This window comes from Paenibacillus sp. J22FR21 (genome assembly GCF_056269135.1).
The window spans coordinates 135,129-159,329 of the sequence record NZ_JBWDNJ010000011.1 but is presented as its reverse complement, the minus strand read 5'-3'; the positions used below and the strand labels follow the sequence as shown (position 1 = coordinate 159,329).

Here is a 24,201-nt window from a genome sequence, read left to right as displayed (position 1 = left end):
CTTCTAGAAAACTCCCCTCGCATGTTCGATATGATGCAGCAAAATCTCATCGAGCTCCAGCTTCTGTTTGCTGATTAATCCAAGCTTCTGTTCCATAAGCCATCGTTCTGCCTGCAGCGCATCCTCTGTTACCACTTTGTACGTCGTTGCGCCTGATAGGCTCGCACCGCGGTAACCGGGCATCTGCTTCCAATTGATATTGACTCCGGCGGCATCGATATACATCGCCTGCCATGCGCTTAGCAAGCTATCCTTCTCATAGATCCCGAGCACCTTACCCTGCACCATGAACACAATATAGTCTGCCAGCCGCTTGACTTCGTCGACAATATGAGAAGCCATTAGAATAGTCCGATTGCCCTGCTCCATATAACGATGCAGCACATCGATCATGGTCTTCCAAGCGATCGGATCCAGACCCGAGGAAGGTTCATCAAGCAGCAGCAGCTCCGGATGATGCGCCATCGCGAGCGATAGATCGAATTTCCGCCGCATCCCCTTAGACATTTTGCCCAGCTTGATCGCTGGGTCTACCTCGAACCGGCGCAGCAGCTCCTGGTAGAGGTGAACATCCCACTTCGGGTACCACTGCCGGACGAAAGCCGCTTTCTGATTCCCGCGCAGTCCATCCTCCAGATCGACCGGTTGCTCCGGCACATAACCCATTCGCTCCTTCAGCTTCGTATCATTACCTGATCCGACAGTCTCGCCCAGCAGCTCAATTCGCCCATTATTCGGTTTGGCGAGGTCCAGCAGCAGTCGAAACAACGAGCTCTTCCCCGAGCCGTTAGGACCGACGATTGCCGTCACGAAGCCGCTCGGAATGACCAGATTGATAGGACCAAGCTCGAAATTCGGCCTGCGCTGCGTCATTCCGGTAATTTGAACAGCAGCTTCACTCATCCTTATCCGCCTCCCCGCCCTGATGGTATGCCGTGCTTCCTTCTCGCTTCCGGCGCAGCACGTCTTGCAGCATGTCAATCAATTCTTCATCGCTAAAATGTACCCGAAGTCCAGCTTCCACCGCCTGCTCCATCGCTTCCATGACCGCGGTTCGCCGCTGTCGATCCCTTGACTCCGTGTCTACCTTCGCGACAAAGGTTCCCGTTCCCTGCCGAGTGCGAAGCAGTCCTTCACTCTCTAAATCCTGATACACCCGCCGAACGGTTATGATGCTGCACTTGGTCAGGTGCGCCAATTCACGTATGGATGGAAGCAGCGTCCCTTCCGGCAATTGACCGCTGACAATGAATGCACGAAGCTGCACCTCGATCTGATGGTATAACGGCTCCGCACTATGTTCATTCAGCTGTATAGGAATCCACACCGTCCACACCTTCTCTCGCATTCATTACGCTATTCCAGCAAATTGCGTTTCGTATTTCGCTTCCGAATCAAAACGCCCATCAGTGCGGCCACCATGATTCCCATGAACACCGACAGAATCGGCCAAAGGATGGCATGATCACGTGACACCTCAATGGTGGTGAACATCAGATGCGTATCTGCCAGCCACAGCATTAAGCCGACTAAAGCGTAGAACAGCAGGTAACAGCAGCAGATGAGCATATAAATTTTCCCTTTTACGGTCTGTTCAAAGAAGATATAAGTGGACCCCGCCATCATTGCATAACCATACCAGATGAACGAGAAGATAACATACTCTCCGGGCGTCATCAGCTCACGAAGCTCATTTAATGCGACGTATTGTAAAGTAAAGAAATAAAGAGAAACGATGGTCAATACAACGATAAACTGCAGCAGCCTTGCCAGGATGATCGTATTCCAGCTAATCGGCATTGTTCGCAGGTAAGCATTATTTCGCGTATACGGATCTCTTCCCCAGTATTGCACCATACTTCGGTTCATCAGGAAACCCATGGTCGGCAGAATGGACAAATAAACGAAATCATATCCCCACACTGAGCCGCCTGTATCTTTATGCAGAAGCAAATCGTTAAATATAGGCATCATTACAACAACCATGTAACTAACGAATACTATCGTAATCAGCAGTCCGATCCAAGAACGGCTCCCATCAAAACGAAGCAATCTCCATGCACCTTGCCAGCTCGTCATCCCCTGCTCGCCTCCGCTCTGTATACTGTATATATTCATATATACAGTATACTCAGTTGACAGTTCAGCTGTCAATCACAACCAGCTCCTACTCCTACTCCTACTCCCGCTCCAGCCCAGAATTCATCCGAATGTAATCAGAAGTGTTGCAGTTTCTGCAGCATTTCCGAGCAATATTGCTCTAATCTTGAGGAATGTTGCACAATAGGCAACATTCCTTGCTATTTCGGCCACCTAGAGGCCAAACTGCTTAGTATTGTTGCAGTTTCTGCAACAATTGCCCATCTACCGCTGCTATGAAGGTTAATATGTTGCAGTTTCTGCAACATTCGCGCCAGACTACCAGGGAGCAACCACCCCGTTGAATGCATTATTTTCTCCAATTGGTCCCATGAAATAACAAAGACGGCTTCAACAGCCGCCCAATCTCATAAGCAAGCAAGCTTGCCCTCGTCAAAATAATAGATATCTTCCCGCTTGAACCCATACTCGCCATTCTTCCGACTGATATGCGGCTCAAACGTAAACAGCGCCGCTTCACTGAGCTTCATCGTATTTCCCCGCTCGAAGTATCTTCGATCGTCCTTACGAAACACAATTGTATGGCCTACATTACCGGCAAAATCAAGATTTTCGTAGCTATGCTGGCGCAGAAGCTCATTGATATATTGATAGACTTGCTCAAACGTCCGGTCCGGCTTCACGTAGCTAATAAACGCATCATGTAGTGCGATCCCCATTTCGACGCCACCGGCAAAATCAATGTCGCTACCCCGTAACTCCTGTTCCTCTACCACCCTGCCATCACAGACGACAAAAGTTCGAGCATGATCACCCCAATACGCGTTCAGCTCCGGGCTGAGATCAACCGTTATAATATCATCGCGACCAACAACGCACGCCGTCGGTTCGTAGCCTCTCCCAGATTCGGAGATCAGCGTCCGCTTACCGACATGGACGAAGGCTCCGATCCCATAGTACCAGAAGCTAGCAATTCCCTTACTCCGCATGAAGCTCTCCGCTCTGTCCACGATGTCGCGCTCCGTTACACCTTCACGGATATAGGTCTGCAAATCATTCATCGTTGCTTTCGCAATCGATTGAACATGACGGTAATTGGATAAATAGTCCATACACATATGCAGGCTGACCTACTTTCATTACGATTTCTTCTTATACTTATATAAACCAATAATGCCAGCGACTAGTAGACCCACGGAATAAATGAGACGAAAAATCAGTACTCTTAGAACGGCAGCATCATCCGGCCCATTACCGACCGGACCAACCCGTGGCCTGTACACATCCCAATAGGCGAGTAGAGCTAAGCAAATCATGATAAATGCTGCAACAATTGCAAACACGTAACGCTTCAATAGACGTTCACTCCCCATCGCTAGTCAGATTACTCCATTATAGAAAACGATCCGTACACTTGTAAACAATTGGAAACGCAAAAAAAACACCTTACCAGAGCATCATGCACGCTCTAACTTGGCGGTTGTAGCTTATTTAGGTCCAGGCTTCTCATTCATTTGATTCACGATTCGAACAATCTCCTCTTCTTCTCTCAACTTTGCGGCAATATCGTAGTAGATGTCGCTGAGCTGCGGCGGAGACTCCTCATGATGATAAACACCGGGGAAGCTGCCCAACTGCTCTTGCTTTGTTCTGCGAATGGGAGGAAGCTTGGCGACTTCACGTTTCAAAATAAAGCGAAGCAGCAGTGCCGATACGAGCATAACGGTACCCGACTTCCATGAATCCGTAAAGCCCAGCACCAGCATAGCGAACAGAATCGATGGATATATGAACAGCAGCGTAAAGAGGAGGATCAGTAGTTGTGTCAGGAGAGACTTAAAGGCTTCCATACCTACCACCCCCGCACCCGATGTTACTTATGTGTATGCCGGGAGGGGTTATCCGTATTAGAATGGATCTATAAATCGATTACATAAGGAGGCATTACTTTGACAGCTATGATTTTGTCAAACGAACCAAGCGCTATCGTCATCCGAACGGATGATAAGTGGCACACTCTTGCCCGCGCCGGGGCGGATAGATGGGAAGCATCCGGTCTGGCAATTACGATGAAACGCAGAGGGAACACAATCGCACTGGAATTGGAAGCGCCTACTGCAGCAGTTCGCACAATCAAACTGCGCTGGAACGAAGCACCTGCAGGAAATTTGCTCATACTCGGCGATCACTGGGAGCGCGGTTATGGGGACCTCGAATGGCGAGGCATCGTGCCGGAGCGCGTTATGCCTTGGTATTTCCTTGCCCATGATGGGCTGCGCACGGCCGGTTACGGTGTGAAAACAGGCGCAAACTCGCTCTGTTACTGGCAGCTCGATTCGGATGGACTAACATTCACGGCTGATGTTACAAGCGGGAATAGCGGCGTATTTCTAGGTGCGCGTACTCTCTCTGTAGCCGATATCATTTATGATCCGGGCACACTGGGTGAAACGCCTTTTGCAGCGGCAAGACGATTCTGCGCTATGATGTGTGACAAGCCTTTAATGCCGAAGCAGCCTGTATATGGCGGTAATAACTGGTATTATGCTTACGGGGAAAGCTCACATCGAGAGATTTTGGAGGATTCGCGGTTCATTTCTTCGTTGTCTTCGAATACGCTCAATCGTCCATATATGGTCATTGACGATGGCTGGCAGTCAGCCAAAGATAACGGAGGCACCTGTAATGGGGGGCCGTGGATCGGCAACAGTAAATTCCCGGACATGGAGCGACTTGCCGGTGAAATGAAAGAGATCGGCGTGAAGCCCGGCCTCTGGTTCCGCCCGCTCCTGACGACTGAGAACGTGCCTGCAGAATGGATTCGCTATAAGGAAGCATCAACCGGAAGCAGCGTGCTCGATCCTAGTATTCCGGATGTCTTGGCACATATTCGCGAATCGGTAGAACGAATGGTAGGCTACGGATTCGATATGCTGAAGCATGATTTTACGACGTACGACATGCTCGGACAATGGGGCTTCACAATGAAATCCAAGCCTCATGCACTGCCTTATGCGTTCCATGACCGTTCCAAGACAACCGCCGAAATTACGCTCGCTTTGTACCGGACCATTGCCGAAGCCTCCGGTCAGGCGGACATCATTGGCTGCAACACCTTCAGTCATCTCTCTGCAGGATTGTTCGAAATTCAGCGGACCGGCGACGATACAAGCGGACGCTGGTGGGAGCGGACTCGGTACATGGGCGTGAATACGATGGCTTTTCGAATGGCACAGCATGGTACCTTCTACAGCCACGACGCAGATTGCCTCGGCTTAACGAAGGATGTGCCTTGGGCGTACAACCGGGAATGGCTGCGCCTGCTTGCAGGCAGCGGCACGCCGCTGTTCGTATCGGCCGATCCGGCCATTGTCACGAAGGAGCAAGAGCTCGAACTGCGCGCCGCTTTCGAGCTGGCGGCTCAGCCGTTGCCTGTTGGCGAACCGCTGGACTGGCTGCGCACGACTTGTCCAAGCCGCTGGGTGCTGAACGGTGAAGAGACTTCGTTCCAATGGAACGAGGTTTCCGCGGAACTGCTGGATGAGAAGGATAATGGTTGGTGGGTGTAATTCACTCACACTCACTCATTCAGCTTTATATACAGGTGTTCATCGGAGGGGCGAATTCGCTCCTCTTTTTTATATGGATTTATCTGTTAAATAGATAGCCATCTATTAACCGAACCTGTCCTCCTTTCATATAGTAGTTAGTAGACTTTCAGATTCGTTAAGCAAGAGGAGGACGAGTTATGCCTATCTATGATTCAGAACCGATTTGGAACGGCCAGGTTCCACAAATCACCAGCCTTTCGATTTGTGTGTTCAGTACTGACCGAAAGCCTTCTACTGCAGCAATCCAAGTTTATCAAGTCGTGCCGTCCGGCACCGGAGCCGGTGAGAAAATCCCTTATGTCATGAAGCTGGTATCGCTAAATCCGATCGGAGAACCGGGCTCCAGCTATACGCTGGACAATGTATATGCAGGGGTCAATGTCTTCGGCGTTCGTATTGAGACAAGCGGTATCGGAGGCAGCAGCGTTGCTTTTGCCGTTTCAGTCACCAGGGACCATGTTCACGTCGAGGATTATTTCCTCATTGGCAGATGTGAGTGAGAGATAGAGACTGTCCGGGACTGTCGGAACGGCAGGCATAAGAGCCATCTTCCAACCTGTAACGGTTGTGACAGTGGTTATTTGGCCACAAAAGTTCGTTTTGATTTTCTTACGGTTGCTAGCGGGCTTATTTGGACATTTTCCGGCAAAAATCACCCCTTGCGCAGTAAATAACGATGCTCACAACCGTTAGAGTTTTAAAGGTAGTTGTTTCTATGAAATAGCCACGCTGACAACCGTTACTAGGCGATAGCGAAGGGTTGGCGACCCGACAGACGCTCATGGCTGCGACTGTGCAGAGTACGAAGAGAAAAGCTATTAAACAAGCAGATAACGCAAGAAACCCGACGTTTATAAACGTTGGGTTTCTCTTCATTCTGCATTTGGGACTGAGACCCCGGACTGTTTCTTTATGTGCCTATTCCGACTTACATATCCGCTCATGCAGAAAATCAACCAGATGCACGGCCTCCATCTTGCCGCTCATCCCATGCTTCTCGATGCCGAGCTTCATCTGCAGCAGACAGCCGGGATTGCTCGTGAGCAAGTAATGGGCATCCGTTCGTTTCACATGATCCATCTTATGATCGAGAATTTGACCGGCCATATCCGGCTGGGTCAAATTATAGATCCCTGCCGAGCCGCAGCAGCGGTCTGCTTCGTGGAGTTCAACGAACTCCGCGTTCGCCACGCTACGCATCAGCTTGCGCGGCGCTTCGGATGAGCGCATCGCGTTGCGAAGATGGCAGGAATCCTGGTAGGTGATGCGGACCTTGTCGGTGGATGCGAAGCTTACGCCGCCCCCTCCGCAGGAGCTGCCGCATCCGGCAGCGGCGGTTTCAGCCGCACTGCTCGAGCTCGGCTTCGCCACGTCACCGCTGCCGCTTGCTGCGGCTGCTGCCGCACTGCTCGAGCTCGGCTTCGCCGCGTCACCGCCGCCGCTTGCTGCGGCTGCCGCCGCACCGCTCGAGCTCGGCTTCGCGCCGCCGCAGCTCGGCGCCGCGGCAGCCTTGCTCGCCGCCACGGCCAGCGTCGCCGCAGCCTGCAGGCGGCCGTGCTCCACGAGCAGCTTGCTCACATCAAGCGTGCGCTTCGCAAACCAAGCTGCGCCTTGCGCCCACTGCGGATCATCGTGCAGCAGGTGGTCGTATTCCACCAGCAACGCGCCGCAGCCGCCGGCATTGGAAGCGATCCAATCGACGCCTGCGGATTGGAACGCCTTGATGTTGCGTTTAGCCAGCTCCTTCGCCCCAGCTTGCTCGCCGCTGTGCGCATGCAGTGCGCCGCAGCAATTTTGCGTCTCGGGAATAACGACGTCGAAACCTGCTTCGTTCAGCAGTTCAACCGTATGCTTATTCGTTTCCGTGAATAGGACATCCATAATGCAGCCCCGAAACAAACCTACCGTTCCCACGCGCTCACCTGAAGCCGGATGATAGGAGCCGATTTGCTCGACCACGCCGCGATACGAAGCATTCGGCAAGATCTGCTCCATCTGCCCCATATGGGCCGGGAACAGCTTCATGAGACCGACGCCGCGAACGAGCTTGCGCAATCCGGACTGCTGATAGATTTGCAGCGCTCCTCCAAGCAGCCGCATCCGATTCTGATGGGGGAACATCCCCTCAAATGCGGTCTTGCGTGCCAGCTTCACCCACCAGCGATGGCTCGTCGTATGCTGCTCGATGGAATCGCGCGCCTGCTCCAGCAGCTGCCCGTATTTCACATCGGCAGGACATGCCGGCTCACAAGCACGACAGCCCAAACAATGATTCATCTGTGTCTCAAACGCATAGTCGGGATCCATGATCCCATCCGCAACTGCCTTCATTAACGCGATACGTCCGCGCGGCGATTCCGCTTCAATGCCTGTTTCGCGGAAGGTCGGGCACGCCGGCAAGCAGAAGCCGCAGCGCATGCAATTGGTGAGCTGATCATAATCGAGCGTACTCTTCAGCGTCGTCGCGAGCTCACTGCACTTGCCGCCTTCCCTGGATTCAAGCAGGGAGACAAGGGAGTTAGCCATGGCCGAGCACCACCCTTTTGCGTGTTGATTTGGCGAACATTTTGCCCGGATTCAAGATGTTGTTCGGGTCAAAAGCCGTCTTGATCGCCCGCATAACCTCCATGCCAGCCGCGCCTACCTTCCACTCCAAATACGGTGCTTTCACAAGGCCAACGCCATGCTCTCCCGTAATCGTGCCGCCGAGCGCAATTGCGGCCTCGAAGATTTCCTCGAAAGCCAGCTCCACACGATGAATTTCATCCTTATTGCGCGCGTCCGTCGTAGCGGTCGGATGCAAATTGCCATCCCCGGCATGGCCGAACGTACAGATCGTCACGTTATGCCGCTCGGCAATCTCGTTGATCGCGAGCACCATCTCGGCGATCTTCGAGCGCGGTACCGTCGCATCCTCCAGAATCGTCGTCGGACGCAATCTGGCCAGCGCCGTAAAAGCACTCCGCCGCGCAGTCAGCAGCTTCAGCGCCTCCGCATCATCGGCTGCTATAGTAACCCGCTCCGCATTCTCGCTGCGGCAGATCTCCGCGATTCGCTCAATATCCCGCTCCACCATCTCCGGATCGCCATCCTGCTCGATGAGCAGAATCGCATCCATATCGAGCGGAAGTCCCAGCTTCGCGAAATCATCCACGACTCGAATCGTCGGATTATCCAGAAACTCCAGCGTCGCCGGAATAATGCGGTTCTCAATGATCTTGGAGACCGTGCGTGCCGCGCCGTACAAATCCTTATACATCGCGAGCATCGTCTTCTTCGTCTTCGGCGGCGGGATCAGCTTCAGCGTCGCTTCCGTAATAACAGCAAGCGTGCCTTCCGAGCCGACCAGCAGCTTCGTCAGATCATAGCCGGCAACGTCCTTCATCAGCTTCCCGCCGGTACGAAGAATCTCGCCGCTTGCGAGTACAGCTTCAAGGCCGATGACGTAATCCTTCGTCGTTCCATATTTCAAGCCGCGAAGCCCGCCTGAACACTCGGCAATATTGCCCCCGATAGTCGAGATCGCCATACTGCTCGGGTCCGGCGGGTAGAACAGACCAAGCTGCTCCACATGCGTAATAAACTGCTTCGTATTTAAGCCGGGCTGCACGGTAGCGGTGAGATTCTCGAGATCCACTTCCAGAATGCGGTTCATCCGGTGCATCACCATGACGATCCCGCCTTGGACCGGCACCGTTCCGCCGCATAGATTCGTACCGGAGCCACGGCTGACAACCGGGATGCGATGCTCCTGCAGCAGCTTCAATATGGCCGACACCTGTGCCGTATTCTCAGGATATATGACGCCATCCGGCAGCGATTGCAGCATCGGCGTTCCATCATAAGAATGTGTAATTAGCGATTCCGGATCATCCTTGAACCACTGCCCGCCAACAATGGAGCGCAGCTTGCTTGTAACCGTATCATGAAGCATGAAAGAGTTCCCCCTCAGTGGAAAATAGATCAGGTCGTCTGATGACTTTGCTTTGAAAAAAGTATATCATAGGATGGAGAAATGCGACATCGATAAATAACCGTCATTTTGAACATCAGCTGCTCACTCAGGAGGTTTCTCCCTATGAATAGAATGGAACGCCCGCTCAAGAGTAACGAATGGGTTTCTCGCGAGCTCTACAGCCGCATTACATCAGGTGCTATTCTCCCCGGCGACAAGCTTCCGTCCGTTGTAGACCTCGCCGCCGAATACGGGGTCGGACGCTCTACGATCCGCGAAGCATTGAGCGCGCTCAAAGCGAAAGGACTGCTCGATATTCGTCAAGGCGGCGGCACCTTTGTCTTATCGCCTGAACCCGCTCAGCTTGAGGACAGCGCAACTGCCGCCCTCAAGGAAGACTGGCTGGATCGGGCCGACTCGCTGCTTCAATTGCTGGAGGTGCGCAAAGTGCTCGAAACCGGCTGCGCCGCACTCGCCGCTAAGCATCGCAGCGCTGACGATCTTACCGCTCTGCACGAGACGCTTCTCCAGATGGAGCAGCAACTGCCTGACGAAGCCTTCAGCGAGCAGGCCGATGTCCGCTTACATGAGCAAATCGCAGCCGCGACTCATAACCCGATGCTAATCGAGCTCATGAAGTCGCTTTCGATGCGGCTGCATGAGAGCATGAGCGATACGCGCTCCCTCTGGTTCTACGCTGAACGGCAGTCTGCGCGCAGGCTGCTCGAAGAGCACATTGCCCTCGTCGATGCAATCGAAAAGCAGGATGAAGCTCTCGCCTCCTCCCGCATGGAAATTCATCTCGCCAAGGTCGAGCAGGTGCTTCGCGATAAAACCGGCAACCTATAGCGGCAACTACATTACGTTGGGTCTTTTTGTATTTTCTAAATTACAGCGGGGCTGTTCCGGTCATTTAATTATGACTTTTTGAACAGCACCATAAGCTACTTTTTGCTCCTTGGAGTTAATCCGGGGAAGAGCAAAATTTTAACGGTTGTCAGAGAGGCTATTTCTTGAAAATTAGCCTGTTTGAAAAAAATCTAACGGTTGTTACAGAGGTTATTTGCAGCAAATAGGTTGATACCTAGTGGAAAACGTCCAAATAAGCTCTACAGCAACCCTTAGAATATAAAAAAGGTGAATTTAGGCCAAATAACCACTCTCACAACCGTTAGAGTTGGGAGTGACCAAGCATGCGTTCATCGCGAAGGTACAAGTGAGTGGATTCCCACCTTAACCTACTCATTCAAGAGATCCAGGACAACAGCGAAAAGGGGCTATCCCAACGTCATCATGGATGACTTTTGGGACAGCCTCCTTTGCTCTGCCATTCTATAAATCTTCTTCAATGACAGGAATACGCAGTACGTTCGGATCGGTAAAAATATCAAATTCATCGCGGCTCGTGCTGGAGAACTCCGACACAATCGCCCCTTCACTGCCTGCCTGGAACCAATGCTTCGTTCCCGGGGAGATGGTGTATTGCTCGCCAGGGTTCAGCTCAATCTCATGAAACACCGTGTAATAGGGCTCGCTGCCTGCCGGTACTTTCGCTTGGATCGCGGCAGCCTGCTCTCCTTCAACATAGAGCCACACTTTACCGAAGCGGCAGCGGAATGTTTCCAGCTTGCCGGGATCCGCGCCAACCGGCGGATGCAGATGCTCGGGGCAGGTTTGGCCGGCAAACAAAACAAGTTCTTTCGCGCAATAGCGATCATTATTAATGTACGTGATGAGTTCGAGCCCTTGCGATTCCAAGTCTTCTAATCCAAACGTTGCAACCTCAATGTTGTCACGTTCCTCTGCCGTCAATACAATCCCGACTTGACCAAACAACTCCGCCGTCCGCTGCTGCGCAGCACGCACATCGCTTCTCTTCACACTCATTCGCCTCCTTAGGATTCAGCCATTCGCGTAGTCATCGTGACAGCTTCCAACAGCCCATACCAAACGCCTGCCTCAGCTTCACTGCTCCAGCCGGGCAATGTCAACGTCACCGCTTTTCTTCGCCACCCTGTCGCCATGCGCTGCTGCAAGGTTTCCCACGCCGGAACGCCGCTCGTCGCATCCGCATGCTCTACATTGCTGGCGCCTACCGCAACCGCGCCATTCAAGACTGCTTCAGGGCTCAACCCCTTCAGCAATCCGGCTATGAATCCCGCGATCGTGCAATCTCCCGCTCCTGTAGTCCCTGCAACGTCGACCTCAAAACACGGCACGAGCAGCTCACGGTCCAGCCAAGCATCTACATCCGCAGGCGCTCCGGCCCCCATGGCCGCCAGCTTCGCACGGTTGTCTGTTGTCCGCAGGTAGAGCCCGTGCTCGCCGAGCTTCAGCACAACTACGCTGACGCCAAGCTCCAGCAGTTCTTGCGACAGCTCCCGCAGAAGCGGACCGTCTGCGAACGGCAACAAATCATTCGTATCATGAACGGCTGACAGCCGATCGTATTCTTCCCGCCGGAGCATATACAGAATCTCCTCGAAGCTGGGCAGAAACACATCTACGTGCGGGAGCGCTTTCACAAATACGCTTCGCCAGTCCGCCAAACCTGCAGGCGACTCCGGATCGGGTTTCGCCAGATCCAGCGATACCGTCAGCCCTTCACCCTTTACGCGCGACAGCAGCTCAGCCAACTCCGTTCCGCCGTCCTCGTACATTTTCCGCATCAGCGGCGGGTAACCGAAGTGGAACAACCGCGCGCCTCTCAGCGCTTCAATAGGCAGATCATCGGCCGAATACGTATCGTTAGCCCCCGTACAATGGAGGAAAATCCGGTCGATATTCGGCGGACTGATTACCAGCGAATAGGAGGTATGCTCACCTGCTGCGACGATCATGCCACCTGCAAGCTCCTGTCCATATCCGCGCAGCACATCCAAGATAGCCCCTCCGAACAAATCATCGCCGATCTTGCCCATCAGCTTCGTGCCTACACCAAGCCGGTGCAGCGCAAGTCCCGTGTTCGACACGGCCCCACCGGTTGATATCACGGCTGCCCCAATATCCACCAGCTTACCCGGAACGAGAATCGCGCCCATTCCGTCTTTCTTCGCCTGCATAGCAGGGATAACATCCAGACAAATATGACCGGCCACCACAACTTCGACATCCGCGTTTGCGCGTAAAGCGCTCAAGCTCAAGGCTAATCCCTCCAGTCGATCGTTACGGTTTCTCCGGTGCGCTGCGATGCAAGTGCCGCCGTGAATACGAGGTGGCTGCCACGCGCTTCTTCCGGCGTTGCGCAATAAAACGGCTGTCTCATCCCATCCTTGCCGCTGACAAGTTCATCACAGAACGCAGCCCACATTTGCAATATCGAATCCGAAAATCCAAACTCGAAGATCCCTCCCGTAATCGTCCCATAAGCGGATTTATACGGTACATCCACCGTATGCCATGCCTGCTGCTTACCCGGTGAATAAGGGAGCGAAGAGACTTGCTTCGGATTCTTCGTGCTGAATTCCGCGGACATCTCTGTTCCTTGAATGCGAATAAACCATGTATTCGCATGTCCCGGTGCAATTCTTTTCGTGGACAGCACCATCGGGAACTCTTGATCGGCTGTCTTCACTTCACAGGCCAGGACCGCATTATCCCATGTTTCGCAAGGAACCTTATCGCCTTTGCTATCCGGTCGTTCGGATACGATCTTACTTAGCAAGGCCCGCACGTTCTCTGGCTTCCAACCGAACCGCATCGGAAGATGAAGCACATGCATCCCCAGATCGCCCATACAACCATACTCGCCATTGGTAGCTACGCGGCGTTTCCAATTGATCGGTTTCGTCGGATCAAGGTCACTCGAATGCCAGAAGCCTGCCTCCACCTCGATAATTCGCCCAAATTTACCTTCATTCACCCATTGAATGATCTGATGTGCGCCCGGATAGAAAGGGAACTCCGATGAACAGCGGACAATCACCTCGGGATGCGCGATCATTGCGGCATTGATGCGTGAATTCGCTTCTTTGTCGATGCCGAAGGGTTTCTCGCCAAGCAAATGCTTGCCTGCAGCAATAATATCCACGTAGATTTGCGCATGCAAATTATGTGGAACGGCGCAATATACAGCATCCACATCAGGGTCGGACAGCAGCATCTTATAGTCGGAGTATACGCGCTCTACGCTTGGCACCTGACGTTGAAACCACTCCGCCGCAGATGGATTTGCATCACATACCGCCACAATACGGGGTTCAAACCCGACTCCCTCCAGGTGCAGCCATCTTGCCGCCGCACTGGCGAACTCCTTGCCCATCAAGCCGCAGCCAATAACGCCGAAACGAACGATATGTCTCTCCATCCTACTTCGCACCCTCTCCACCTAGAATGGCCAGCGCTTCCGATGCCGCTGCACCATGATGCACGATCGACATCAATGCATTCGTCATACCTGCCGGATTCGGGTGCTGAATGACATTACGGCCGTAAACGATACCTGATGCGCCTTGGTTCATCAGCTCAACCGTACGATTTACGATTTCTTCGTCACTTGCTCTGCCGCCGCCGCGAACCAACACCGGAATTCCGGAGGCTACCTCTATAACGCGGTGATATTCCGTCACATCGTCGCATGGATCGGCTTTAATGACATCCGCGCCAAGCTCCACGCCTTGGCGAACAAGCGGCATAATTTTGTTAATATCGCCGTCAACCATATAGCCGCCCTTCGCCGCATTCGGCAGCATAACCAGCGGTTCGACCATAAGCGGCATGCCATATTTCTCACATTCACTCTTGAGCAGCGAAATGTTACGCACGCACTGGTGGTGCAGCTCCGGCTGACCCGGCAGCAGCAGCAAGTTCACACATACCGCGACGGCATCGAGCGCGACCGCCTTCTCAATTGCACGATCCACAAGCTCGCTAAACAAGAAACGCGGCAGCTCTGTTCCATAGATATTCGCCGCATCCGTACGCAGGACAAGTCCGGGCTTCTTCTTGCCGGGAACCGCCTGCAGCCACCTCGCCTGACCGATGCTGAGCTGAATGCAATCCGGATTCGCCTGGACGATCGTTTCAATCGCCTGCTTCATATTCTCAATACCCGATAGGAAGGAAAACTCATTGAAGAAGCCATGATCTACCGCAACATCAAAACACTTTCCTTGCTCGCTAAACATCCGATTGAGACGTGGTGCTGTCGATGCCATATCTACCATCCCCCTCTGTTCTGTTGGAACAAATAATGTTCGTTTATAACATTATTCTATATGAGCTCTTTACACCTGTCTATCAAAATGTTTAAAACAAACACACAATGGCATGCCAACTAAGCTTCCAACAGCTGCAGCCCATTCTCAAGGCAAGCCTCAATCAGCGATTGCTCGGGCAACTGATCGCAAATAACGCGATGGACCGCTGACAGCGGAGCGAACGAGAACAGCTCCTTCGCCCCGTATTTCGTATGGTCGACGACGACATTGACCTCTGTCGCTTGCACGATGGCCATCCGTTTGATTTCAGCCTCGTACATGTTGGAGTTGCTGAAGCCATGCTTTGCCGTAATCCCTGTTGCCCCAAGGAACACGCGGTCAAACGCCATTTTCCCAATCGCCTCTACTGTTCCGGGGCCTACTAACGTAGACGTCGTTTCCAGCGCCATCCCCCCCGTGACAACGGTGGTAATCCCTCGTTCCAGCAGCTCCATCGCGATATTCAGTGCATTCGTCACTACCGTGATATTCATTCCCGCCCTCAAATGCCGCGCGACATAGAGGGTAGTCGTGCCGCCATCGATAAATATCGAATCGTTCTCGATTACGAGTGCTGCCGCTGCTCTTCCGATTCGATTCTTCTCCTCGGTCATCACGACGGAGCGATCCTGCAGCGCCACATCCTTCGATGCCAATATGGCACCGCCGAAGGTTCGCTTCACATAACCCGCCAGCTCCAGCTTCTCCAGATCGCGACGAATCGTCATCTCCGTCACGCCAAATGTTTCCTTGAGTCCGGCTACCTTCACCTCGCCGCTGTTCTCCAGCATCCCGAGCAGCTGCTGCTGCCTCTCATTCATGCTCATCGTCATCTAGCTCACTCGCCCTTCCGCGCTGCTCTTAGCTAACTGTCAATTCCAATTCATAGACTAGCGATGCTCCGGGCTCCAGCATAACCAAGCTTCCACGCTGCCGTTCGGTCTCCATCCCTTCAACATCGCAGTTGGAAGGTTCTATGCCAAGAGCATGCACACCGGCACCCGGCATCTTCCACTGCACCAGCTTCGGAAGCGTATCCGTGTTCCAGCTCAGCTTCACCGCTATCGGCGAAGTATGTCCCATTGCAATCGGGAACTCAGGCTGATGAATGGTTACGGATGCTTTCTCGCCTACACGCTCGGGCAGTTCATGATAATACACACGCTCCGCGTATTCCGGATCCGGCTTATCCCACCGGTCATATCCCGCTACCGGAACTTCCGCTTCTCGCGGCACAACCTTATCCCCATCCGGGAACTCAATCCGCGACTGTTCTGTCAGCAGCGGATAACCAAAATTCACATGATACAGCATCATATGCGGACAAGCTTTGAAGCCCGCATTCTCTACGACGTCGCGGATCGCAACTCGATTCTCGCCCAGTCTGCATCTGATCTCACGTCTAAGCCGAAGATGACCGCCGAACATGGACGTTTCCTCCAGCGTACCTGCGATTCGCATCTCGTACTCATCGCCTTCCCACCAACCTTCGGCAACCACTTGCCTTGCAGATGTATGATGGGCTCTTCCGTGCAAGCCATAAGAGCGGCCATCCACTTGGCTCGGTGATCCCGCACTAATCAAACCGCAGGTCATCAGCAAACCACCCGAAGCGGTGCGCAGCCACCCTGCTTCCTGATCATCATAGTGAGAAGAATGCACATCTCCATTTGCTGACTGCCAAGATAACGATCCACCTCCGAATGACGCAGATGAGATATCTAGTCCCTTATCAGGCATAACTTCAAACGATAAGCCTGCTCCTGTTCGAACAGACAGCACCGATGAACCGGCTTCATTGCCTTCCGTCAGCGTCAGTCTGCGAATCCCGCCAATTTGTTCGATTCGCCCGACTCTGGCTTCTATTTCCCGGCGTGTATATTGTCGTCCATGCAGCTGCATCGATCGCACTCTCCTGTTCGATTCAAACATCATTTGTTCCTTATTCACATATTTTACTGGTTCCCTACAAGTCTGTAAACATAAGCCTTCAAATCCCCCCGATACCGCTTCAAATGATGCATTTCTTGCAACATTTCATAACCAGGTGTGCGATAAGAGCACGCATTGCACCTCCCCCTAAGCAGACAGCCCCTAAACGCAAAAAAAGGGACGCAGAAAATGCTTCTGCGCCACCTTTTGATACATTATTATCTCTTTTTTGCTTAACTACCGAACAATACATCCAGTACCGGCTTCGTATGACCGCCCGGATACAAGAGATAGAGCAGCACGTAGACTGTAATTCCGGTAATAGCCGTGAAGAACCAGATGACTGACGTCACGCGGCCCCATTTGCGATGTTTGGCGAAACGGCTCTTGAAGCCAAGTGTCAGCGTAGTCAGTCCGAATACGGCGCCTACTGTTGCCAGCACGATGTGGAAGAATAGGAATGTCAGGTAGTAGGGCTTCAATTCATCAGAGCCGCCCCAGTCTGTATTGCCGACGAATATCGTACGCGATACATAGATGATAAAGAAAAACAACGCAGACACAGCGCCTGCAATCATCACTTTCTTGTGAGACTCAAACCTTCTCTGAATAGCCAGGCTCCAGCCGATCGCAACGAGAATCGCACTAAGTGCGATAAAGGAAGTACTTATAGTAGGTAGTAACGTGTAAAGTGACAAGGAGCATCCCGTCCATTCATGAAATATCAAACTTATTTATTAGCTAAGCGCGCCACTGTCCGGCAATTCATCGTCGGAATCAGCATGTTCTTTCTTATACCAATGGAAGAAGACATAGGCCAGAATTGCGCCGTACATCACTTCCTGAACCAGCTTCATAACGATACCGCCTAGCTGCTGGTCCTCGGTTACGCCCATTAAATTGAAGAAGGTCGGTCCGCCGTCATAACTCGAGAGCAGCGCACTCGGATCGCCGGCTACGCAATAGCCCATCGCCTGAGCCCAAACTTCAGGGTCGTTGTAAGTCGCATACATCGGATGACTGGCGAAAATAATAAGCGCACAAGCCGGCGTAAGCAGCATGCCGCTTGCGAATATATACGCCATTTTACGGACATCGGTCAGACGATTCCACTCCGGCACCGGGCAGGTAATCTGGAACCACATCATAAACGAAGTGGCAAGTAGTACCAAGTAGTAGATTCGATGAATCGTAAAATGCGTCATCACATAGTCATGAACAGCCGGTACGTGATACACCGAGAATAACATATTAAACACGACTAACGTGAAGATTGGATTCATTAAAGAGCTGTATCTTCTCCAGAACGGTCTGGCAAACACATAACGCCAAATATATGCGGGAATGCCGAGCAAGAGCAGCGGCGGCACGATTAAATACGATAGGGACATATTCACCATGTGGAAGGTGAACATCATATGGCCAAGCAGTTCGAGCGGTCCGCCTTGCGCTAAATAATAAAGCACCATTCCAGATACAAACAAGATCTTCTGCAGCACCGTGACACGAGGTTCATTGGGCGCATGTTTTTCCTTCCAAGGTCCAGCCAAGTAGAAATAGAGGATAACCAATGCTGTCATCATGAAGAAAAACCACGGGCTCCATAACTCTTCAAAGCTGAAATATTGCAATCCGAGCATGATGGTACCCCTTTCCATACAAACACACATTTACAACAAAAGAGGGGGCCAACTAGGACCTCCCTCTCTTCAATTTAAACCCGTATTACCACCAAGCCCAATATTCGGCCATGATGACAATCGTGAATACTACGAATACACCTGTTAGAATACCGACCAATGGGAAGATATGACCGCGGTCTTTCATGTGCATCCAGAAGCCCATTTGAATGAAGACTTGAACGAATGCCATCAGAACCAGCGAGATGTAGATAAACGACGTGTTGATCTCGCCTGCTGCAACCATTGCGAATGCAATAACTGTAAGCAGAATCGAGAAGATGAAAGCGATAATATGCTTCTTCGGACCTTCATGCTTATGATGCTTCTTCTCTTCGGTAGCGGAATGTTGATTAGCCATTCGTTAGCCCACCTTTCCCATCAAGTAAACGACGGTGAAGATGAATACCCACACAACGTCGATAAAGTGCCAGTACATACCGGCAACATATATCTTAGGAGCCGTAACGACATTCAAACCTTTTTTGAAGATCTGCAGAATCAGTAGCGAAATCCAGAGAACCCCGAACAATACGTGAGCACCGTGGAAGCCGACGAGCGTGTAGAACGACGTACTGAATGCGCTTGTTGAGAACTTATGTCCTTCGTGAACGTAATGATTGAACTCATAAATCTCAAGCCCCAAGAAGGCAAGACCGAAGATTACCGTGATAACCAGCCACCATACCATCGACTTCACTTTGTTCGTGTGCATCGATTGGATCGCGAACACGCTGGTCAAGGACGAAGTCAACAAGATGAATGTAGCGATTGCCACTGTTTTAAGATCGAACAACTCCATCGGAGTTGGGTTGCCGTCGCCGACTTGATGGCGGAGTGCCAGGTACGCCGAGAAGAGCGTACCGAACAATACCGTTTCACCGCCAAGGAACAGCCAGAAACCAAGAACTTTATTACGTCCCTCAAGGGTTGCCTTTTCAGGCTCATGAGGGAGTTGGCCATCTACGTGTGTATGTCCACTCATGCTTTAACCCCCTTATTCCCTTGAATCTCATCCACTTCGATATGGAATCCATGATCATCATACACCGAACGCAAGAACATGCATGCAAGTGTAATTAGCATTCCGAATATCGCGATAATGTGATGATTTAGAATATACGCCCATGCGCCTGTACCGTAATCGCCTTTGGCATACATGAATCCAAGACCTGCGATGAACAAGCCAACAGCCATGAAGAACGGAAGAATAGAAGGTGAAGGCATATGAATTGGACCAAGCGGTTCAGCAGGGACCATTTCTGTTTTGCCTTCCATTTTCTCTTTCCAGTAAGCATCATATCCGCGAACAAGCGGAGTTTGAGCAAAGTTGAACTCTGGTGCCGGAGAAGGAATCGTCCATTCCAGTGTACGTCCGTCTTCCCAAGGGTCATTGCCCGCATCACGCGGTTTCATTGAAGTAATGACAACGTTAATCAAGAATAAGATCGTACCGACACCCATCAACATAGCGCCGACAGTACTAATCATATTCAGATTATTGAAACCCATACCGTCTAAGTAAGTCCATACACGACGCGGCATACCCATTAAACCAAGGAAATGCTGTACGAAGAATGTAAGGTGGAAGCCGATAAAGAATGTCCAGAACATGATTTTGCCGAGTGTCTCGTTAAGCATGCGACCGAACATTTTAGGCCACCAGTAGTACAGACCCGAGAACAGACCCAAGATCAATCCACCAACGATTACGTAGTGGAAATGGGCAACGACGAAGTACGAATCGTGATATTGGAAGTCAGCTGGTGCTGCTGCAAGCATAACGCCCGTTACGCCACCCATTACGAACGTTGGTACGAAACCAACCGCGAACAGGTTTGCCGTTGTGAAACGGATCGAACCGCCCCACATCGTGAACAGCCAGTTGAAAATTTTGATACCTGTCGGAACGGCAATCAGCATCGTTGCAATGGAGAACAATGCGTTCGCAACCGGTCCAAGACCTGTCGTGAACATGTGATGCGCCCAAACCATGAAGCCCAAGAAACCGATCAGCACCGTTGCGAATACCATGGAGCTGTATCCGAACAACCGTTTACGCGAGAATACGCTGATAACCTCGGAGATAACCCCGAATGCCGGCAGGATCAAGATGTAAACCTCAGGATGTCCGAAAATCCAGAAGATATGCTCCCAGAGTACGGCATTACCGCCGTTAGTCGGTTCGAAGAAGTTACCGCTGAATACGCGGTCGAACATCATCGCAACCAAGCCTACTGTCAGAGCAGGGAAAGCGAACAGGATAAGCGCCGAAGTGATGAACGCCGTCCATGTAAACATCGGCATACGCATGAAGCTCATGCCTGGAGCACGCATATTAATAATTGTTGCCAAGAAGTTAATACCGCCAACCAACGTTCCGATACCGGCAATTTGAAGACCGATAACATAATAATCGAGACCGTGCGTTGTACTATAAGTCGATGTCGAAAGTGGTGCGTATGCTGTCCATCCTGCATCCGGCGCGCCGCCGGCAAACCAGCTGACGTTTAGAAGAACGCCACCGGCAAAGAATGTCCAGAAACCAATAGCATTAACGAACGGGAATGCAACGTCCCGCGCGCCGATTTGCAACGGTACGATCGCATTCATTAAGGCGAATATGATCGGCATCGCCGCAAGGAAGATCATTGTTGTACCGTGCATCGTAAGTAATTCGTTGAACGTATGCGCCGCTACGAAATCATTTAACGGCTTCCATAGCTGAATCCGAATCAGGAGTGCTTCCAGTCCGCCAACCAGGAAGAAGAATCCGCCTGATAACAGATACAGAATGCCGATTTTTTTATGGTCAACGGTTGTCAGCCAATCCATCAGGCCACTATACCGTTTAACCGCATGTCCGTGAGCCAAAGTAGGTACCTCCTTCATTCCGTAAGTAATTAATATTCTAGCTTCAAGCCTGCCAGGTATTTCGCGATGGCATCGACTTGCTCTTTGGTGAGGTCAACCTTAGGCATTAATGTGCCTGGTTTTACTTCTTGTGGATTTGTAATCCATCTCTTCAGGTTCTCTTCAACCGTACCTTCGTTAGCGTATTGCGCTTGGTCTGTATTAACCAGAATACCTGCTACCGATTGTTTGCTTCCGATACCCGTCAGATTCGGATAGATTTGTCCGCCGTTACCGCCGATTGCATGGCAAGACAAGCACTGTTTATTAAGCAGTTCCGCGATTTCCTGATTCTCAGGCAGCGCAACCGGATTCTTCATAGCAGCTACCCATCGATCAAATGAAGCGCGGTCTACAACCTTCACTTTGAAATCCATCAAGGAGTGAGAAGGTCCGCAGAGCTCGGCACATTTACCTAAGTACACACCTGTCTTCGGTGCTTTGAAGTACATAATGTTCACGTTGCCGCCCGGATTCGTATCTGTTTTACCAGCTAGCGATGGAATCCAGAAAGAGTGAAGCACGTCTGCTGTTTTCGCTTCGATCGAGATAACCGCATCGTTTGGAATGAGCAGCTCTTGTGCAGTCTTCACACCAAGGTTCGGATATTCGAACTCCCACCAGTATTGGTGAGCTGTAACCTTAACCTGTATTGCAGCCGGATCCTTCGTATAGTCCTTCGCAAGTCCGAATACGGACTTCACCGTTGGAACGCCGAGGATGATCAGCAGGATAATCGGAATGACTGTCCAAATAATCTCCAGCTTGTGGTTCCCTTCCACTTGAACAGGGATCGATTTGTCGCCTGGACGGCGGCGAAAGCGAATAATAACATAAACTGCAATAGCGAAAACGACTAGAACGACCCCGATCATAACCCAGATCGTTAATTTCATTAGTCCGTACTGTTCTTCGGCAACCGGCCCTTGCGGTCTAAGCGTCGACAAGTCAGCTCGTCCGCAAGCTGACAGCAGCAACACCATTCCGGCAAGAAGCGGCATTAGCCGTTTTAGAACGTGCCACCGATTCATCATCAATCAACCCCACTTTTTACGTTTTCGCAGCTGCCGTAGATGGCGCAAAAAGCGGCTGTGCTGCGTGAAATCCTAGATGTTTAGACAACTTCTGCAATCTAATCACTTTATTAAATATAAAGTTGAAGGTGTTATTTGTCAATGTTCCCAGGCGTGTTCACAAATTGTTCTCATACCAGTAAAATCGCTGTTTTTCACGGTTTTTCCGCTTGCCATTTTACCGTTTCGAACCACCATGTCTATCCTACATTGTGTGCAAAAACCATGGTTCTTTATGTATCGAAATAGCATGCATATTTGTTTCCCTCTAGCCCATCCTAAAGCTAGGTTAATGAAAGGAGCTACCCTTAATGAAAAAGCGAGCAGCTTATCGTTTGTTTCTCATTTTGATTGCCGCCGGTGCAATGGTAACCGTCATGGCCTTAAGCGGCTGTAACTACGAGCGCCATGTTCAGAACAGCACGTTCGACTACGGCTCTAAGAAGAAAGGCGATCCGAAGATGCTCGGCAGCCGGATGTATGGCACAATGAGCGGATTGCCGGGTCAGCACGACAACGACTGGTTTGAATACAGCTCCCTCATTTCGAATGATGTGTCTAATGTTAACGGTGTCGCCGGTGCAATCGTCATGCTTACCGATAAGAATGCTTATGTCGCCATTACAACGGACTGGACTGCTACAGGCACGCGCAAAACAGGCGGTCCCAAAGAACAAAATAACGGCGGTACAACGGAAGGCGTCTATAATGTCGACAACGGCAGCCCTTATTGGAACAATCAGCGGGTCGCAACACCTTACAACTCTGCTCTCACCATCAATGACCACAATGAAATCTCCGGTGAATTGAAGCAGACGATTGCCATTCATGTCCGCAAGCTGGCTCCTGCTGTTCAGGAGGTTCATATCTCGGCGAACAAAGAGTTCAACAACCACATGGTACAATACGCACAGGAGGCTTGGGCAGGACATTCCCTCACGCCGTGGCTGTCTTCATTTAATAAACTCGTTAAGCATCAATTTGTAGGCGGGGACGAAGTTCCGCAACCGATCGATAGTCAGCTCCGAGCTCGCGCTCATATGCACCAATAATAACAATTGTGTTCATACGATTAGCCGGACTGAAGCGCAGTATGCGTTTCAGTCCTCTTTTGCGAGTTGTAAATGGCATCTATATAATGAAGGAAAAATTCAACGCTTTGCATTTATTACATGGTACAAGTGTGCTCAAATCGAGGATGCGGTAGTCTTGACAAATAACCGGAATTCATTTATCTTTAAATTAAGATATCAAGTATTAAGACAAAAACTTGCCGCATTCGAGGTGAATATCATGTCTAACGAAATCGATCAGGAATTGCATCTCTTCATTACATTGTCCCGAGCACATCAGTGGGTCAGCGCTCATGTTCATCAAGATATTCGCAAGCACAGCCTCAACCCGACGGAGTTTGGCGTACTCGAGCTCCTTTACCATAAGGGTGAACAGCCGCTGCAGCAAATTGGCGAGAAAATTCTGATGACGAGCGGAAACATTACTTATGTCATCGACAAACTTGTGGCCAAAGGATTGGCGCATCGTAAAGCATGCCCTACCGATCGTCGTGTGATCTATGCTGAAATTACGGAGCAAGGCATACAATTTCTTGATGAAGTCTTTCCGAGTCACCGTGAGGTTATCTCCGCGGCAGTGAGTGGTTTATCGTCCGAAGAACAGAAGCAAGCCATTCTTCTATTAAAGAAACTCGGTCTCGCGGCACAAAGCAGCTACTCGTAGAGC

Annotated in this window: 25 protein-coding genes; 5 read left to right on the top strand and 20 right to left on the bottom strand. The window is 51.3% G+C overall.

Annotation, left to right across the window (positions count from 1 at the left end; genetic code table 11):
* Positions 1-3: 3 nt before the first annotated feature.
* From AC0YNS_RS28595 to AC0YNS_RS28570, 6 genes are all read right to left on the bottom strand, one after another.
* Complete coding sequence (locus tag AC0YNS_RS28595) at positions 4-903, bottom strand: ABC transporter ATP-binding protein (protein WP_475784319.1); 900 nt, start codon at positions 901-903, stop codon at positions 4-6.
* Positions 896-1,327 (bottom strand): GntR family transcriptional regulator, encoded by a 432-nt coding sequence (locus AC0YNS_RS28590; RefSeq protein WP_475784318.1) that lies wholly within the window; start codon positions 1,325-1,327, stop codon positions 896-898. The genes AC0YNS_RS28595 and AC0YNS_RS28590 overlap by 8 nt, the downstream gene beginning before the upstream one ends.
* Before the next feature lie 29 nt (positions 1,328-1,356).
* Positions 1,357-2,079, bottom strand: a complete 723-nt coding sequence (locus AC0YNS_RS28585; protein ID WP_475784317.1) for a hypothetical protein — start codon at positions 2,077-2,079, stop codon at positions 1,357-1,359.
* Positions 2,080-2,507: 428 nt separating this feature from the next.
* The gene (locus AC0YNS_RS28580) at positions 2,508-3,218 is read right to left on the bottom strand and encodes a M24 family metallopeptidase (RefSeq protein ID WP_475784316.1); all 711 of its coding nucleotides are present in this window, start codon (positions 3,216-3,218) and stop codon (positions 2,508-2,510) included.
* Positions 3,219-3,239: 21 nt separating this feature from the next.
* On the bottom strand, positions 3,240-3,455 hold the full coding sequence (locus AC0YNS_RS28575) for a hypothetical protein (RefSeq protein WP_475784315.1): 216 nt from the start codon (positions 3,453-3,455) through the stop codon (positions 3,240-3,242).
* A gap of 132 nt (positions 3,456-3,587) precedes the next feature.
* Entirely contained in the window at positions 3,588-3,950 is a 363-nt protein-coding gene (locus AC0YNS_RS28570) for a hypothetical protein (protein ID WP_475784314.1), read from the bottom strand.
* A gap of 108 nt (positions 3,951-4,058) precedes the next feature.
* Here AC0YNS_RS28570 and AC0YNS_RS28565 point away from each other — a divergent pair, with 108 nt between their 5' ends.
* Both AC0YNS_RS28565 and AC0YNS_RS28560 read left to right on the top strand, forming a co-directional pair.
* Positions 4,059-5,669, top strand: coding sequence for an alpha-amylase family protein (locus AC0YNS_RS28565; protein ID WP_475784350.1), 1,611 nt, complete (start codon positions 4,059-4,061; stop codon positions 5,667-5,669).
* Between the two features lie 179 nt (positions 5,670-5,848).
* Positions 5,849-6,211, top strand: a complete 363-nt coding sequence (locus AC0YNS_RS28560) for a hypothetical protein (protein ID WP_475784313.1) — start codon at positions 5,849-5,851, stop codon at positions 6,209-6,211.
* 418 nt (positions 6,212-6,629) lie between these two features.
* Here the strand turns inward: AC0YNS_RS28560 and AC0YNS_RS28555 are convergent, their stop codons facing one another.
* Together AC0YNS_RS28555 and AC0YNS_RS28550 are read right to left on the bottom strand one after the other, a co-directional pair.
* Complete coding sequence (locus tag AC0YNS_RS28555; RefSeq protein ID WP_475784312.1) at positions 6,630-8,237, bottom strand: (Fe-S)-binding protein; 1,608 nt, start codon at positions 8,235-8,237, stop codon at positions 6,630-6,632.
* Positions 8,230-9,645, bottom strand: coding sequence for an FAD-linked oxidase C-terminal domain-containing protein (locus AC0YNS_RS28550; RefSeq protein WP_475784311.1), 1,416 nt, complete (start codon positions 9,643-9,645; stop codon positions 8,230-8,232). Before AC0YNS_RS28550 ends, AC0YNS_RS28555 begins: the two co-directional genes overlap by 8 nt.
* A 144-nt stretch (positions 9,646-9,789) precedes the next feature.
* On the opposite strand from AC0YNS_RS28550, the gene AC0YNS_RS28545 reads away from it, so the two are divergent.
* Positions 9,790-10,515 carry a FadR/GntR family transcriptional regulator gene (locus tag AC0YNS_RS28545; RefSeq protein ID WP_475784310.1) on the top strand — a complete coding sequence of 242 codons (726 nt, stop codon included), beginning with the start codon at positions 9,790-9,792 and terminating at the stop codon, positions 10,513-10,515.
* Positions 10,516-10,998: 483 nt separating this feature from the next.
* On the opposite strand, the gene AC0YNS_RS28540 is transcribed toward AC0YNS_RS28545, so the two are convergent.
* From AC0YNS_RS28540 to coxB, 12 genes are all read right to left on the bottom strand, one after another.
* Positions 10,999-11,553 (bottom strand): D-lyxose/D-mannose family sugar isomerase, encoded by a 555-nt coding sequence (locus tag AC0YNS_RS28540; protein WP_475784309.1) that lies wholly within the window; start codon positions 11,551-11,553, stop codon positions 10,999-11,001.
* An 8-nt stretch (positions 11,554-11,561) separates the two neighbouring features.
* Positions 11,562-12,809, bottom strand: coding sequence for a carbohydrate kinase family protein (locus AC0YNS_RS28535; protein WP_475784308.1), 1,248 nt, complete (start codon positions 12,807-12,809; stop codon positions 11,562-11,564).
* Positions 12,810-12,811: 2 nt separating this feature from the next.
* Positions 12,812-13,972, bottom strand: coding sequence for a Gfo/Idh/MocA family protein (locus AC0YNS_RS28530; RefSeq protein WP_475784307.1), 1,161 nt, complete (start codon positions 13,970-13,972; stop codon positions 12,812-12,814).
* Between the two features lies 1 nt (position 13,973).
* Positions 13,974-14,822 carry a class I fructose-bisphosphate aldolase gene (locus tag AC0YNS_RS28525; RefSeq protein ID WP_475784306.1) on the bottom strand — a complete coding sequence of 283 codons (849 nt, stop codon included), beginning with the start codon at positions 14,820-14,822 and terminating at the stop codon, positions 13,974-13,976.
* A 119-nt stretch (positions 14,823-14,941) separates the two neighbouring features.
* Entirely contained in the window at positions 14,942-15,697 is a 756-nt protein-coding gene (locus AC0YNS_RS28520) for a DeoR/GlpR family DNA-binding transcription regulator (RefSeq protein ID WP_475784305.1), read from the bottom strand.
* Between the two features lie 28 nt (positions 15,698-15,725).
* On the bottom strand, positions 15,726-16,766 hold the full coding sequence (locus AC0YNS_RS28515) for an aldose 1-epimerase family protein (RefSeq protein WP_475784304.1): 1,041 nt from the start codon (positions 16,764-16,766) through the stop codon (positions 15,726-15,728).
* A 263-nt stretch (positions 16,767-17,029) separates the two neighbouring features.
* The gene (locus AC0YNS_RS28510; protein WP_475784303.1) at positions 17,030-17,494 is read right to left on the bottom strand and encodes a DUF420 domain-containing protein; all 465 of its coding nucleotides are present in this window, start codon (positions 17,492-17,494) and stop codon (positions 17,030-17,032) included.
* A gap of 39 nt (positions 17,495-17,533) precedes the next feature.
* Positions 17,534-18,436, bottom strand: coding sequence for a cytochrome c oxidase assembly factor CtaG (gene ctaG / locus AC0YNS_RS28505; protein ID WP_475784302.1), 903 nt, complete (start codon positions 18,434-18,436; stop codon positions 17,534-17,536).
* A gap of 85 nt (positions 18,437-18,521) precedes the next feature.
* Positions 18,522-18,836: a cytochrome C oxidase subunit IV family protein gene (locus AC0YNS_RS28500; protein WP_475784301.1), complete on the bottom strand. Its 315-nt coding sequence runs from the start codon at positions 18,834-18,836 to the stop codon at positions 18,522-18,524.
* A gap of 3 nt (positions 18,837-18,839) precedes the next feature.
* On the bottom strand, positions 18,840-19,460 hold the full coding sequence (locus AC0YNS_RS28495; RefSeq protein WP_475784300.1) for a cytochrome (ubi)quinol oxidase subunit III: 621 nt from the start codon (positions 19,458-19,460) through the stop codon (positions 18,840-18,842).
* A complete protein-coding gene (ctaD, locus tag AC0YNS_RS28490) occupies positions 19,457-21,367 on the bottom strand; it encodes a cytochrome c oxidase subunit I (RefSeq protein WP_475784299.1) in 1,911 nt (636 codons plus the stop codon). Before ctaD ends, AC0YNS_RS28495 begins: the two co-directional genes overlap by 4 nt.
* Positions 21,368-21,378: 11 nt before the next feature.
* Entirely contained in the window at positions 21,379-22,422 is a 1,044-nt protein-coding gene (gene coxB, locus AC0YNS_RS28485; protein ID WP_475784298.1) for a cytochrome c oxidase subunit II, read from the bottom strand.
* A 350-nt stretch (positions 22,423-22,772) separates the two neighbouring features.
* On the opposite strand from coxB, the gene AC0YNS_RS28480 reads away from it, so the two are divergent.
* Positions 22,773-23,513 carry a hypothetical protein gene (locus tag AC0YNS_RS28480; protein ID WP_475784297.1) on the top strand — a complete coding sequence of 247 codons (741 nt, stop codon included), beginning with the start codon at positions 22,773-22,775 and terminating at the stop codon, positions 23,511-23,513.
* Positions 23,514-23,754: 241 nt separating this feature from the next.
* Entirely contained in the window at positions 23,755-24,198 is a 444-nt protein-coding gene (locus tag AC0YNS_RS28475; protein ID WP_475784296.1) for a MarR family winged helix-turn-helix transcriptional regulator, read from the top strand.
* Positions 24,199-24,201 lie beyond the last annotated feature (3 nt).

Bases quoted from the DNA above. Each gene is read 5' to 3' on its own strand.
- coxB (WP_475784298.1), bottom strand. From the start codon at position 22,422: ATGATGAATCGGTGGCACGTTCTAAAACGGCTAATGCCGCTTCTTGCC.
- ctaG (WP_475784302.1), bottom strand. From the start codon at position 18,436: ATGCTCGGATTGCAATATTTCAGCTTTGAAGAGTTATGGAGCCCGTGG.
- AC0YNS_RS28540 (WP_475784309.1), bottom strand. From the start codon at position 11,553: ATGAGTGTGAAGAGAAGCGATGTGCGTGCTGCGCAGCAGCGGACGGCG.
- AC0YNS_RS28565 (WP_475784350.1), top strand. From the start codon at position 4,059: ATGATTTTGTCAAACGAACCAAGCGCTATCGTCATCCGAACGGATGAT.
- AC0YNS_RS28475 (WP_475784296.1), top strand. From the start codon at position 23,755: ATGTCTAACGAAATCGATCAGGAATTGCATCTCTTCATTACATTGTCC.
- AC0YNS_RS28525 (WP_475784306.1), bottom strand. From the start codon at position 14,822: ATGGCATCGACAGCACCACGTCTCAATCGGATGTTTAGCGAGCAAGGA.
- AC0YNS_RS28515 (WP_475784304.1), bottom strand. From the start codon at position 16,766: ATGCAGCTGCATGGACGACAATATACACGCCGGGAAATAGAAGCCAGA.
- AC0YNS_RS28500 (WP_475784301.1), bottom strand. From the start codon at position 18,836: ATGGCTAATCAACATTCCGCTACCGAAGAGAAGAAGCATCATAAGCAT.
- AC0YNS_RS28560 (WP_475784313.1), top strand. From the start codon at position 5,849: ATGCCTATCTATGATTCAGAACCGATTTGGAACGGCCAGGTTCCACAA.
- ctaD (WP_475784299.1), bottom strand. From the start codon at position 21,367: ATGAAGGAGGTACCTACTTTGGCTCACGGACATGCGGTTAAACGGTAT.
- AC0YNS_RS28580 (WP_475784316.1), bottom strand. From the start codon at position 3,218: ATGTGTATGGACTATTTATCCAATTACCGTCATGTTCAATCGATTGCG.
- AC0YNS_RS28530 (WP_475784307.1), bottom strand. From the start codon at position 13,972: ATGGAGAGACATATCGTTCGTTTCGGCGTTATTGGCTGCGGCTTGATG.
- AC0YNS_RS28555 (WP_475784312.1), bottom strand. From the start codon at position 8,237: ATGGCTAACTCCCTTGTCTCCCTGCTTGAATCCAGGGAAGGCGGCAAG.
- AC0YNS_RS28480 (WP_475784297.1), top strand. From the start codon at position 22,773: ATGAAAAAGCGAGCAGCTTATCGTTTGTTTCTCATTTTGATTGCCGCC.
- AC0YNS_RS28495 (WP_475784300.1), bottom strand. From the start codon at position 19,460: ATGAGTGGACATACACACGTAGATGGCCAACTCCCTCATGAGCCTGAA.
- AC0YNS_RS28585 (WP_475784317.1), bottom strand. From the start codon at position 2,079: ATGACGAGCTGGCAAGGTGCATGGAGATTGCTTCGTTTTGATGGGAGC.
- AC0YNS_RS28520 (WP_475784305.1), bottom strand. From the start codon at position 15,697: ATGACGATGAGCATGAATGAGAGGCAGCAGCAGCTGCTCGGGATGCTG.
- AC0YNS_RS28570 (WP_475784314.1), bottom strand. From the start codon at position 3,950: ATGGAAGCCTTTAAGTCTCTCCTGACACAACTACTGATCCTCCTCTTT.
- AC0YNS_RS28550 (WP_475784311.1), bottom strand. From the start codon at position 9,645: ATGCTTCATGATACGGTTACAAGCAAGCTGCGCTCCATTGTTGGCGGG.
- AC0YNS_RS28545 (WP_475784310.1), top strand. From the start codon at position 9,790: ATGAATAGAATGGAACGCCCGCTCAAGAGTAACGAATGGGTTTCTCGC.
- AC0YNS_RS28595 (WP_475784319.1), bottom strand. From the start codon at position 903: ATGAGTGAAGCTGCTGTTCAAATTACCGGAATGACGCAGCGCAGGCCG.